At 59.0% G+C, this 12,038-nt stretch carries 10 protein-coding genes; 4 read left to right on the top strand and 6 right to left on the bottom strand.

Features of this window, described 5'->3' with window-relative positions:
- Positions 1-118: 118 nt before the first annotated feature.
- A complete protein-coding gene (locus ACVWXZ_RS08435) occupies positions 119-1,231 on the bottom strand; it encodes an LptF/LptG family permease (RefSeq protein ID WP_414417559.1) in 1,113 nt (370 codons plus the stop codon).
- A 108-nt stretch (positions 1,232-1,339) separates the two neighbouring features.
- Entirely contained in the window at positions 1,340-2,563 is a 1,224-nt protein-coding gene (locus tag ACVWXZ_RS08430; protein WP_457482387.1) for a pentapeptide repeat-containing protein, read from the bottom strand.
- 165 nt (positions 2,564-2,728) lie between these two features.
- On the opposite strand from ACVWXZ_RS08430, the gene ACVWXZ_RS08425 reads away from it, so the two are divergent.
- Positions 2,729-4,534, top strand: coding sequence for a DUF1565 domain-containing protein (locus ACVWXZ_RS08425; protein ID WP_457482386.1), 1,806 nt, complete (start codon positions 2,729-2,731; stop codon positions 4,532-4,534).
- Positions 4,535-4,700: 166 nt separating this feature from the next.
- Here ACVWXZ_RS08425 and ACVWXZ_RS08420 read toward each other — a convergent pair whose 3' ends face one another.
- Entirely contained in the window at positions 4,701-5,444 is a 744-nt protein-coding gene (locus ACVWXZ_RS08420; RefSeq protein WP_414424424.1) for a response regulator, read from the bottom strand.
- Positions 5,445-5,696: 252 nt separating this feature from the next.
- Positions 5,697-6,614 carry a ribokinase gene (gene rbsK, locus ACVWXZ_RS08415; protein WP_457482385.1) on the bottom strand — a complete coding sequence of 306 codons (918 nt, stop codon included), beginning with the start codon at positions 6,612-6,614 and terminating at the stop codon, positions 5,697-5,699.
- A gap of 388 nt (positions 6,615-7,002) precedes the next feature.
- Between rbsK and ACVWXZ_RS08410 the strand changes: the two genes are divergently transcribed.
- Positions 7,003-7,314 (top strand): YbjQ family protein, encoded by a 312-nt coding sequence (locus tag ACVWXZ_RS08410; RefSeq protein ID WP_457482384.1) that lies wholly within the window; start codon positions 7,003-7,005, stop codon positions 7,312-7,314.
- A 53-nt stretch (positions 7,315-7,367) separates the two neighbouring features.
- Here ACVWXZ_RS08410 and ACVWXZ_RS08405 read toward each other — a convergent pair whose 3' ends face one another.
- Together ACVWXZ_RS08405 and ACVWXZ_RS08400 are read right to left on the bottom strand one after the other, a co-directional pair.
- Positions 7,368-8,117: a YebC/PmpR family DNA-binding transcriptional regulator gene (locus tag ACVWXZ_RS08405; protein WP_011432973.1), complete on the bottom strand. Its 750-nt coding sequence runs from the start codon at positions 8,115-8,117 to the stop codon at positions 7,368-7,370.
- A gap of 172 nt (positions 8,118-8,289) precedes the next feature.
- Entirely contained in the window at positions 8,290-9,042 is a 753-nt protein-coding gene (locus tag ACVWXZ_RS08400; RefSeq protein ID WP_457482383.1) for a hypothetical protein, read from the bottom strand.
- 319 nt (positions 9,043-9,361) lie between these two features.
- On the opposite strand from ACVWXZ_RS08400, the gene ACVWXZ_RS08395 reads away from it, so the two are divergent.
- Positions 9,362-10,279 carry a CoB--CoM heterodisulfide reductase iron-sulfur subunit B family protein gene (locus tag ACVWXZ_RS08395; RefSeq protein ID WP_457402642.1) on the top strand — a complete coding sequence of 306 codons (918 nt, stop codon included), beginning with the start codon at positions 9,362-9,364 and terminating at the stop codon, positions 10,277-10,279.
- A 156-nt stretch (positions 10,280-10,435) separates the two neighbouring features.
- Complete coding sequence (locus ACVWXZ_RS08390; protein ID WP_457482382.1) at positions 10,436-11,962, top strand: hypothetical protein; 1,527 nt, start codon at positions 10,436-10,438, stop codon at positions 11,960-11,962.
- Positions 11,963-12,038 lie beyond the last annotated feature (76 nt).

The following is a 12,038-nucleotide window of genomic DNA, read 5'->3' as shown; positions in this document are numbered from 1 at the left end:
TGGCCTGTTGATCCCTACCTTGTAAGGGGACGGAGGAAGGAGAAGCAAGGGAAGTTGATCCCTGTCTTCTGCAGGAGATTTTCGAGAACGTAGGACTGGCGGATGCTGGGGTGGATCTCTAGCGCAAGAAGCGGGCCAAAAGCAGCAGGCCGAGGCCGCCGAAGAGGATGTTGAAGCTCCAGGCCGCTGCCCAGGGGGGAAGGGCGCCGGCTTCTCCCAGGCTGCGAGACACGCTGAGCACCACGTAGTAGGCAAACACCAACAGGATCCCGAAGACGACGCCCCCGTAGCGTCCCACCCGCCGCGCGGTGGTGGATCCCAGGGGTAGCGAAATCAGCACGGCAAAAAAGCTGGCCAAGGGCAGGGAGAAGCGCATGTGGAACTCGGTGCGCAGAGCCTGAGTATTGAGATTGGAGCGGGCCAGGCGGGAAATCCGCTCCGCCAGCTCCGGCAAGCTCAACTCGCTGGGGGGAACCGGCGGCTGCATTAGGGTAGCCAGATCCTGGGAAACTTGCAGCGGCTTGCGATGAAACGTTTGCTCGGCAATGCTGAGACCCGTGGGGCCGTAAAGGTGGGTTGCCCCTTCGCTCAGGCTCCACTCCAGTCCGTTCCACACTGCCTGAGCGGCCAAGGTCACTTCCGCCAACTGGTATTTGCCCCCCGGCAAGGGATCCACCCGCAAAATCGTAACATCTTGCATCGTATTTAACCGGGGATCCACTTGGCGGATGAAGAACCAGAGGTTGTCTTCGGTTTTGAAAAAGACATCGTATTGCACCGGGGTGGTGGCCTGGGCCAGCAAAGCTTGCTGATCGATCTGGCGGATTTGCTGTTTGCTGGCCGGCAGCAGCACGTTGCTAATGAAAAAAGCGCTCAAGCTCATGGCCAACCCCACCAGCAGCAGGGGTCGGAAAATCCGGCTAAACGGGATCCCGGCTGCCCGCATAGCGGTGATCTCGCTGTTGCCGCTCAGCTTGCCCAAGGTGAGCATGGTGGCAAAGAAGGCGGCAATGGGCATGCCCAGCACCACCATCTCCGGCAGATCCAAAACCAAAAGACGCAACACCGTCAGGGGGGGGACGGATCCCTCGACCAGCCGCTCGGCCAGGGTAAACAGTCGGCCCACCAGCAGCAGCAGGGTTCCCCCCGCAACACCGGTCAGCACCGGGGTGAGCATCTGCCCAAATAGATAGCGCTCCAGCAGCCAGAACTTGGTGAGCAACCGTGCCATGTTTGAGAATTGAAAGGGATCGCCCTCATCCCCAAGGGAGAGGCGAGTTGCAATAGCCGAAAAATCGGCAGCAAAAGCCCTGAACCGGGCTCATCAATGCATTCTCGCTCAAGGGCTTGGGGCAGGTGGGGGAAACGACTCCGTTTTGTCGGCAGGATCCAAACGCGGCTGAGGAGAGTTGAGGAGAGGTTCGGACGCGGGATCCAGCTTGGCACCCCAGGTGACCAGGTAGGCCCGCTGTTCGGGGGAAAGGCGGCGAGCCTGGCGGAAATCTGCCCCTGCCACGATAGCTCCGGTGTAGGCTCCGGTCTTAAAATCCGGCTTTTGCCCCGGCTGAGCAGGGGAAGCTGTCTGAGGGGATCCCACAAACAGCAAAGCGCGGTAGAGATCGGCCCCGCGCAGGTCGGCATTCCGCAAGTTAGCTCCGCACAGATTGGTGTGGCTGAGATCGCAGCCGCTCAGGTTGGCCCGCTCCAGGCTGGCTTCGCTGAAATCCACCGCCCGCAACAGGGTGCCATGCAGGTCGGCTCCCTCCAGCATCGTGCCCAGGTTGACCACTCGGATGCCGTTCACGCGATCCCGCTGGTAACCCCCTTTGCCGTCCAGAATGGGTCGGCCCAGGTGTTCGTCTCGCCGCAGAGGGCTGAGCAGGTTAGCGGTGGAGAGAAAGCGCAGGATCTTGGCTTTGCCGAAGCGATCCACCCCGTTCAACAAAGCAGCCGTGCGCCCGGCAGCAATGGCCCGCTCCAGGGGCCAATCGTCCAACTGCCCATCGGGAGACAAGACCAGGTTGGAAATGCCTTCAAAGTAGGCGTCGATGGTCTGCTGCTGGGTGATGATATTCTGCTGAATGGTGAGATCGCGGGAGATGATGTACTGCCGCCAGGCAATGTAGGCAGCCAGGATGGCAATCAAGATTTGGCCTGTGGCCCCAAACACTTCTCCCAAAGCCCCAATCGCCTCCCAACTCAGGGATCCCAAAGCGGAAAACACCCCGCTCCCAGCAACCCCTCCCATCAGGGCCAAGCTGAGGGCCACTCCCGCCCAGGCCAATTGAGGCCAAGTGGTCAGCCACTGCCAAAGACGGCGTCCGATCTGAGCCCAAAGCGATCGCCCCCACCAGCCCGCCAGGCCCAGCCAAGCCAGCACCGCCCCCCAGCCCAAGACCGGCTGAGCCATCAGCTTTCCCAAGAGCAGCAAGAAGGCCGGGATCCCCAACAGCAGCAGATGAATCAGGGGTTGCCACGGTGAGACCGGAGACAGCAGGATCCCGGATTCAAGCAGCGACGGCTCTTGGGGCAGATGTTCGGGGACAAGGGTTTTGTAGGTCATGGCGCAAGCAGGGAGGTTACTCTAGGGCTAGTGTTAGACTTGCAAAAAAAGCCTGCGTTAGTCCGTATTTAGAGTTGGCGGATAGGGCAGGATCCCGCCTACTCAGTTTGGTAGGATAACCTCGGCCTTTCTTCTCTAGCCCAGCCTGGTGTGAGGATAACCACCATGATCTCTTCCTTATTGTCCTTACTGCCTATTGGTCTGCAGAAATCCGGCGAACACCAATCTACAGCAGTCCTGCCCGGCCTGCGGGCGCAGCGCCATCGTTCTGCAATGCTGACGCGGCTGGCAACCTCTCTGATGCTTGGCACCACCTTACTGCTGACAGCAAAGTTGGATCCCGGCTGGGCGCAAACTTCCCTGGACACCGGCATTACCGGCGAGCAGACCCTGCCTCAAGCTCCCCCGCTCCCGGACAATCGCCCGGCCATTTTCGTGGATGCAGCCAACGGCAGCGATACCCGTGGGGATGGATCCCGCAATAACCCCTTCAAGACGATTACTTATGCCATTCAGCGGGCTGAGGCTGGCAGCGTCATTCAGCTTTTTCCTGGGGTGTATAGCGAGGAGAGCGGCGAAACCTTCCCCATTCGCCTGAAAGCGGGCCTCACCTTACGTGGGGACGAGTCCACCTTGGGAGAGGGCTATCTCATCACCGGCGGCGGTACCTACATGAGCCCGACCCTAGGCCGACAAAATGTTGCTCTGCTGGCAGAAACCGGCGCAGAAGTGCGAGGAGTTACCCTGCGCAACCAAGGGCGGCGCGGCTATGCCCTCTGGGTCGAATCGGCCTCCCCGCGCATTCTCAACAACAGCTTTGTGGGCAGCATCCACGATGGAATCTTCATCGCTGGCGCTGCCAATCCCTGGGTAGAGGGCAACCGCTTCTATAAAAACGGGGCCAACGGCATTTCCGTTTTGGGCACCTCCCAGCCCACCATCGTCAATAACCTGTTCCAAGAAACCGGCTTTGGCCTCACCATCGACCAACGCTCGGCGCCTGTTGTGCGCAACAACCGCATTCTGCAGAACCGTACCGGCGTGATCGTCGGGGGCAGCTCCAGGCCCATCCTGCGCAACAATCTCATCGCCCAGAACTTGGAGACCGGCCTCACCGCCATCACCACTGCCCAGCCGGATTTGGGCACGGCCACGGATCCCGGCAACAACATCTTTGAGGGCAACGGCCAATACGACATCCACAACGCCACCCGCGGCCTGCGCATCAATGCCAACGGCAACCAACTGCGGGGCAAAGCCAAAGGGGATCTGGATCTGTCCGGTCAAACCACCGTCGCCGCTCTCCCCGATAGCGCTCCCCGCCCCATTGCCCCTGGCACTTTGGCTCTGCCCAGTGCCCCGGCCCAGCCGGCTACTCCCAGGGATCCCCGGCCAGCCGCTGAGACCCCCTCCACCTTACCGGTTGTGACGGTGCCGCAATCGACGGATCCCAGCCCAGTTGCCTCTCTATCGGGATCGGGGGGGCGCGTTTTGCCCAACGTTCCTGCCCAGCCGGCGGACACTCAACCCCAAGCGCAGGAGTTTGTTGCCGTCCCCTTCACGCCAGATGGCTCTACCGCACCTGCTCAGCCGGTTGGCCCTGCCCCCGCAGCTCCTGTTCCCAGGCCACCCTCGGCTCCCCTCACAGATATCACCACCCTTCTGCCCCCGCCGGCCCGTCGCTCATCGGCAGGGATCCCGGCCACTCCCTCTGCTCCCACTACAACTCCAGTTGCCCCCCCTGTGGCTGCTGTGGGCTCGGCAACCCAATTTCGCGTGTTGGTGACCCCCAAAAGCAGCGATGACTTGAACCGATTGCGGCAGCTCATCCCCGAGGCGGTGGAAACGGTTTTCAACGGCAGAACAGTGTTGCAGGCGGGCCTGTACGACAGTCGCAGCCAGGCCCAGTCGGTCTTGGATCGGCTGTTGGATGCCGGCTTTGAGGCGGTTGCCGAGATGATTTTCCGCTAGCGACCCCCCACCCTACCGGCTTGCTTCTCCATAGCGGTACGAGGGAGCTTTGATCCCAGTTCTTTGGCGGGGTGGCCAGCCATTGAGCCCAAGTCTCCTTGGTCGCTGGCAAGGGAATTGACTACAAGTGCTTGCCAAGAGCGATGACGGCTCGAACACCCCCTCTCTAGTCCAGCGGATCCAGTCGGTAGCGGCTGAGCCAGTGATCCAAATGCACTTCCTCCTCATCCAGCAGTTGGGCGTTGATCAACCCCCGTTTGAAAGCAAGGCGGATGGCTCTGGCCCGCAAGCTGAAAGTGGTTCCCCACTCGTCGCTCTCAATTTGGTCGTTGCTCACCTCTAGTTTGTCGTAGAGGTTGCGCAGACGGTTGGTTACCCCTCGGCGGGACAAAAAGCGCCGTGCAGCAATGGCTTGGTCGGTGAGGCCGAGGGCAATGTCGATCAACACTTCGTACTCGGCGTCGCTGAGACCGGTAATTTTGTTTTGTGAACGGGAATCGACTCCGCGCACCTCTCGGTCGATCACACATTGCTCATCCTGCACCACTGCTTGGATAGCGCTGACCAATTTTTCATCGGTGCAATTTTTCAAAAGGTAGCCATAGACGGTTTGCGGAGGCACGATCTTGTGCAGTTCCCGCACATAGACTTCATCGGCAAAATGCGACCAAAAAATGATGCGCGTGCTGGGGCACTCTGACCAAACCTGTCGTGCTACCTCGATCCCGGCCATCTCGGGCATGCGGATATCCATCAACACGAAGCTGGGGTGGTGCTGGCGGTAGAGTTCCAACGCCTCTCTACCATTCGAGGCTATATACACCGGGCCGAACTCAGGCAAATGTTGTGTTAGCAGGCTATGAACATGCTGACGGTAGAGAGCGTCATCTTCAGCAAGGAGGGTACTCACGGGCCTTTATCAGAATTACCGAATACTTTCTTTTCACTACCTAACTCTAAAGACACCCACAAGGGAAGACAAGGCACTATTGAGCAGTACTCAATGGAGCAAGGGATCCCCTCCGCCGGCGATGAGTAGCAGCTCGGAAAAAGGATTTGGCCCCGCTCTGTCCTGTGGAGGTTGCGGTTTCCCCTAGCACCCACGCAGACGGCTCATGAACTTCTCCACCGCAGATGTTAAAAACTTTTGACAAGCGGCAGTCTAAGCTGTTTCTACGGCAGAGGCCAAAAACGCCTCAATCTCAGAGCGCTGGGGCAAGCTGGGTTGGGCTCCCGCACGGGTTACGGCCAAAGCAGCGGCGGCATTGGCAAAACGCAGGGCTTCCCTCAGGGATCCCCCGGCAGCCAAACAGGCAGCTAAGGCCCCACAAAACCCATCTCCGGCAGCGGTGGTATCCACCACTTCCACAGGATGAGCTGGCCAATGGCCACTTTCTTCCCCATCTGCCCAGACCAGCCCTGCCCCTCCCAAGGTGAGGATAACGGTTGGGATCCCGTGTTTCTGCAGTTCTTGAGCCACCTTTTGGGCTTGTTCCGGCGTCTCCACAGGAGATTGGGCAAGGGCAGCCGCTTCGGTTTCGTTGAGCACCAAGTAGCGAACCTGGCGCAACAGGGATCCCGGCAATGGCGCGATGGGGGCGGGATTGAGCAAAATCGGGATCCCTTGGGCAAAGGCTTGTTCTGCTGCAGCTTGCACGGTGGGCAGGGGGATTTCCAGTTGCAGCAGGAGCAGGGCCGCCGGGGTAAAGGGAGGCAAATGCTCCGGCAGATAGCGACCATTGGCTCCAGGGCTGACCACAATTCTGTTTTGCCCGCCGGGATCCACTGTGATCAAAGCTAGGCCGCTGGGCCCCTCCAACTGCCTCAGGTGGCGGGTATCCACGCCGTTGTGCTCCAGGTTCTCTTGGAGCAGACGCCCAAACTCATCGGATCCCACCGCTCCCCACATTTCCACCTGGGCTCCCGCCCGCGCCGCTGCCACCGCTTGATTGGCTCCCTTACCGCCAGGGTAGGTGGCGTAGTCGGATCCCAGCACCGTTTCCCCAGGGCCGGGATGATGGGGCACCTGCACCACCAAATCCATGTTCAAGCTACCCACCACTCGGATCGGGCCTGCCATCGGGCTTGTGGGGAAATCCTGTTGGAAAAGCAGAGATCTAGAGATCTTTGGTTTGGATCCCTGGGCAGCTATTGTATCAGCCGCCGGTCTTGGCCAGGGATCCCCTTGAGCGCCCTACCACGCGGCAAGGGCTGATAGCAGTCGTGGTTTTTATTACCATCTATTTCAACTGATCGCGCTAGCGGGCCGGAGGCCTTAGCAGGAAGCAACCGGTCGTTTGTTTCACCTCAACGGTGAGATAAATGACTATGCGTTGTGGAACGGTTATCTGTAGGGATTGGTCGCCCTTCGACATATCGCCACTCTGCTGAAAACACAGGGCAAGAACCCGATTCCAAAGGTTGAGGATCCCGACTATCTTGGTGGGTGTTGACCCAGGAAGCAAGCCATGCTGCTGACCACTACAGACGTGCTCCAAGGTAGAGAGGTTGAGCGTTACTTGGGCATTGTTACCGCCGAGGTAGTTTATGGCACCAATGTTCTACGGGACTTCCTTGCTAGCCTCCGCAACATCATCGGGGGACGCACAAGAACCTATGAAGAAGTTTTCGAGAATGCCCAGAAAAAGGTTTTGGAAGAGTTGGAGCAGCGAGCCAAACGTTTGGGAGCAAATGGCATCCTAGGCGTTAGCATTCATACCAACATGAGCACGACAATGATCCTCGTTACCGCCGCCGGCACCGCCGTTAAGCTCCGCTGACGGATGCTTCTGTTGAAGGTTTCCCTTTCTCGGAAGATGATGGCAGCCTGTTCTCAGGCCAGGCTTTCCATCACCGCCTCGTCGATCTCGAAATTGGCGTAGACATTCTGCACATCGTCTAGGTTGTCGAGACGCTCCATCAGGGCAAGCACTGACTTGGCCGTATCGGGATCCTCCACATGCACCTCAGTGGATGGGATCCAGCGGATGGCCGCATCTTGCACTGGGTAGCCCTCTTTTTTCAGGTAGGTGGCCACCTGCTCCAGCAAAGAGTAGTCGCAGTACACCTCTGCTCCTGTGCCTTCCACCTTGAAGTCGTCTCCTCCCGCTTCCGCCACCGCCAGCAACAGGGCTTCGGGATCCAACACCTCCTCCAGGCTGATCACCCCTTTTTGCCGGAACAGCCAGCTTACGCAGCCGGCTTCTCCCAAGCTGCCGCCGGTTTTGCTGAAGGCTTCTCGCACCTCGGCAGCCGTGCGGTTGCGGTTGTCGGTCATGGCCTCGATCAACACAGCCACCCCACCGGGGCCGTAGCCCTCGTAGCGAACTTCTTCCAGGGGGCTGTCGTCGCTCCAGTTGCCGGCTCCCTTGGCAATGGCTCGTTCAATGTTTTCGCTGGGCATCCCCGCTGCTTTGGCTTTCTCCACTGCCGCCCGCAACTGAAAATTCCCATCCGGATCTGGCAAGCCGTTGCGAGCTGCCACGATGATGGCCCGCGAGAGTTTGGTAAAGAGGCTGCCCTTTTTGGCATCTACACGGGCCTTTTGCCGTTTAATGTTGGCCCACTTGCTGTGTCCTGCCATGCCGCCACACACCAGTCAAGCAATGAATTGGAGGGATCCCTCCACTTTTGAAGCCTAGATCACCTCGGCTCAGGACTCAACCCCGCGACAACTGGGAGGGTACCGGCCTGGTCACAAAACAAGGGATCCTGAGGATCCCTCACAACCCAGACTTAGCCACCCCATAACCCCCTCAGGGCTGGATCGGCTGCCGCTGGATCACATCCCCTTGGGGCGGAGGCGGAGGGGCTGGGGTTTCTTGAGGGGTAGGCGTTGCCTCTATGGGAGGAGTTTCCCCAGGAGGCGGGGGCAGAGGGGGCACACCTTCTCCAGGCACAGGCCCAGGTGTAGGCGTGGGGGTTGGGGATGGAGTTAGAAAGGGCGTCACCTGTCCCAACAGCTCGGCATAGAAAATCGCATCTTGCTCTGGCCCAAAGCGCCCCACTTCCCAACGGTGACGGGGCACAAACATTGTTTGCAGCAGCACTTCCCGGCTGACAAAAGCGGGAGTACCCGAGAAGACGTAGCCATCGACAATGACTCGATTCAAATCGGGCCGAGTTTGAAACACCCGATCCACCTCCCGCAGCATCTCCGTATCCAGCCGCCCCAGCAGAGTTTCCAGGGTGTCTTCAGGGCTGATCGGTACTCGTACCGAAAAGCGATAGCCTTCGCAACGATAGTCCCCACAGATCTTGACCAGCTCGTTACGCACCCGGATTTGCGCCCCAGGATCGAGATTGCGCCCCGGCACAAGGACTTCTTCCTGAGGTTGCTGTTCGACCGGCTGGGCCCATAGCTGGAGTTGACTTGCCCATCCTGCCCAAACTAGGGATCCGAAAAACAAGCCAAATCCCCAACCTTTTAGAGGAAGGCTCCAACCCAGACTGCCCTGCTTAGAGCGAGGTGAAACGGGGGGCTCACAATCCTGGATCGGGCTGTTCATAAGGCGTTGACCGATTCCTCAGCGATGGCTACCGCCAAATCTACCCGACATCGGCTAGGGAGGCACTAGGCAGGGAGAAAAATAGGGTATCGGCTCCGAATGGTTTCAAAATAGGGGCAGATAAATAGGGAAGCTTTGACAAACTCCCTGTCCTGGGCAGCAACGGATGTGCTGTGGCAGCGCATGGGTGTAGGATCTTAAGCTCTGGGTTCCCGCTCTGCAGGCAGGCCAGTGCTCTGCTGTGTGGGCAATGGATCCATGGATTGTTATTACCGTTGAGATCGCAAACCCAATTCTCTTCTTCTTCTCACGTCTTCTCATGACCGCGGTTGTTCCTTCACCTTTGCGCTACGCCTACTACCCCGGCTGTGTGGCCCAGGGGGCCTGTCGTGAGCTGTATGACTCCACCGACCAGATTGCGCGGCATCTGGGCATTGAACTGGTGGAGCTGGAAGCCGCTTCCTGCTGTGGTTCGGGCACCTTCAAAGAAGAATCGGAGCTGCTGGAAGATACGGTGAATGCCCGCAACCTGGCTTTGGCGGAAGCGCTGGGGCTGCCGATGCTTACCCACTGCAGCACCTGTCAGGGAGTGCTGGGCCGCGTGAATGAAAAGTTGAAGGCTGCGAAAACCGCGAGTCCAGAGTACTTTCACCAGGTGCAGGCCCTGTGCCAGAAAGGAGGCTGCGAGAGCTGCTACCAGGGCACAGGCGATGTGCGCCATTTGCTGTGGGTGCTGGCTCATGACTACGGCCTGGAGCGATTGGCCCAACAGGTCAAACGGCCTCTCCTGGGACTGCGCTGCGCTGCCTTCTACGGGTGTTATCTGTTGCGGGCCTACGACATCTCCCGCTTCGATGTGGCACGGGATCCCCGTTTGATGGAGGATCTCTTCGAGCGTTTGGGGGCCACCCCTGTTTGGTATCGCGGGCGCACCCAGTGTTGCGGTTGGCCCATTTCCAGCTATGCCCCGCAGCAGTCTTTCTCGATGGCAGGCCGGCATCTCGTAGAGGCAATAGAGGCGGGAGCGGATTGTTTGGTCACCCCCTGTCCCCTGTGTCACCTCAACTTGGACTCTCGGCAGCCGGAGGTGGAAGAGGTGATCGGGCGCAAGCTGGGGATCCCGATCCTGCATTTGCCACAATTGGTGGGCCTGGCCCTGGGGATCCCAGCGGAAAACTTGGGACTGAACCGCCATGTAGTACAGGTGGAAAGAGCCCTGCAAAAAATAGGCCGCTAAATCCCACTTGATGGCTGGGGGATCCCTGGGCAAACATCAGGTGGGTTCTGCCTGGGAAGGATATGCTATTCTGCCCAGCAAGGTGCCCGTCCTTGTTCAAAAACCGCAAAGATCCTCGTAAGCTTAGATCCACCTACTCCTGCTTAGCAGCTCCCTATGGTTGTCTCGGATCCCTTTGGCCTTGTTGTGCAAGAAGTGCAGCAGGGCGGGTACGCAGACCGAGTGAAAAAGCTGGTTTACTTTGCCTGCACCAGCACTTGGGAAAGCGATGTCAGCAAGTTGAACCAAATAGACCTGAAAGCTCTGCTGGAGCAGCTCTGCCGCCAGCACGCTACCCTTGATGCTTTGGGCCAGCGCTTTCGAGATGCCATTAGCCGCATCAACAAAAAAGCCGAGTATGCTCGCATCGCCAAGATGCTGCTAAGCAAGCTACAGCCCCTGTATCAACAGCCCCAAGCGGATCCCTCAGTTTGGGCTACGCCCTCGCCTGTTTTGTCCTTGGAATATGGCGGTCTGCAACTGCAAAAGCAAGACTATGATCCCTTCGAGTTGCGGGCAGGGGTGATGCGGCAAACCAGTCCTTTGCGGGCCAAGCTGGTTCTGTTCACGGCTTTGTACCACAAAATAGAGCCCACCCTGCAAGGGTTGGCCGCCCTGCGACGCCACAGCCTGGACGAACTGCTCAGAGCCCTTTACGATGCCTGCCACTCCCCCCAAGAACTGGAAACCCGGCTGAAGGAGGCGGTGCAGCAGTTGCAGGAGCCGGATCAGGATGGCCAAGCCGCCAACGCCGTGCTGCAGATGCTGAAGCCTCTTTACGTTGAGGTGCCCCCGGAAACGGTCGCCGCTGGAGGGTTGGCTGCCGAGCTCCCCTCTGCCGATCTGGATTGGCTGAATACGGAAGATGCCGTTCGTGCCGGCAGGACAGAGTCCTTGTCCGGTTCCATGACTTGGATTGACGCTGGGATCCCAGAGGATGAGGAAGAGCCTGCAGAGCTTTCGGCTTTTGCGACCCCGGCAACACCACCCGCCCCCTCTTCTGACCTGCAACAGGAGCTCCCAGAGTCCTGCCGCCAACTGCTCCATCACAGCGCCGGATCCTTGATGATTGCCATCGAGAACACCCTAAGCGAGTTGGGCAACGCCCTGGACGAAGGTCTGCAGGATGAGGATCCCGTCCAATATCTGACCCTCAAACACCAGGTGCTGCGCGGCTTCTTGAGGGATGTCGAGGGATCCGCCGCAATGTTCATGGGGATCTTGAAAAAGCTAGAACAATCGGAGTGGCGCCTGGTGCAGCCCCCTCACGTCAGCAGTGGGGAATACGCTTTGCCGGAGGCGATCACTGAGGTGCCCACCAACCTTGCGGATCCCTATGCTTCCCTAAGACAGGTGTTGGCCAGCAGCGAGCTGGCCCAGCAAAAGCCGCAGTTGGAGCAGGAGGTGATGCGTTTGGTGCGGCGCAGCGTCGGCTCTGTCAAAACTGCTATCGAACAGACCCTGAGCGAGTTGGGCAAGGCGTTGGATGAGCAGTTCCAAACCTGCACCCTAGAGGAAGCCTTGGTTCTCAAGTACCAAACACTACGCGCCTTTTTGCAGGAAGTGGGGGAGATCTCCACCAAATTTGCTGCTTTCTTGGATCGCATGGAGGAGGCAGAGCGCCGTCTGTTCGGGCTGGTTTGAAGCTCAAACCCGCTGTTTGGGGATCCCGTTCAACACTGGCGATCAGCTGCGCAGAGTGCTGGGGAAACGCCCGGAT

This window comes from Thermostichus sp. MS-CIW-38 (assembly GCF_054058415.1).
Note: the sequence above shows the minus strand (reverse complement) of the source record. Positions and strands in the feature narration are given on the sequence as shown.

Excerpts from the sequence above, each read along its gene's own strand:
- ACVWXZ_RS08435 (WP_414417559.1), bottom strand. The coding sequence starts at position 1,231 with ATGGCACGGTTGCTCACCAAGTTCTGGCTGCTGGAGCGCTATCTATTT.
- ACVWXZ_RS08430 (WP_457482387.1), bottom strand. The coding sequence starts at position 2,563 with ATGACCTACAAAACCCTTGTCCCCGAACATCTGCCCCAAGAGCCGTCG.
- ACVWXZ_RS08425 (WP_457482386.1), top strand. The coding sequence starts at position 2,729 with ATGATCTCTTCCTTATTGTCCTTACTGCCTATTGGTCTGCAGAAATCC.
- rbsK (WP_457482385.1), bottom strand. The coding sequence starts at position 6,614 with ATGGCAGGCCCGATCCGAGTGGTGGGTAGCTTGAACATGGATTTGGTG.
- ACVWXZ_RS08410 (WP_457482384.1), top strand. The coding sequence starts at position 7,003 with ATGCTGCTGACCACTACAGACGTGCTCCAAGGTAGAGAGGTTGAGCGT.
- ACVWXZ_RS08405 (WP_011432973.1), bottom strand. The coding sequence starts at position 8,117 with ATGGCAGGACACAGCAAGTGGGCCAACATTAAACGGCAAAAGGCCCGT.
- ACVWXZ_RS08400 (WP_457482383.1), bottom strand. The coding sequence starts at position 9,042 with ATGAACAGCCCGATCCAGGATTGTGAGCCCCCCGTTTCACCTCGCTCT.
- ACVWXZ_RS08395 (WP_457402642.1), top strand. The coding sequence starts at position 9,362 with ATGACCGCGGTTGTTCCTTCACCTTTGCGCTACGCCTACTACCCCGGC.
- ACVWXZ_RS08390 (WP_457482382.1), top strand. The coding sequence starts at position 10,436 with ATGGTTGTCTCGGATCCCTTTGGCCTTGTTGTGCAAGAAGTGCAGCAG.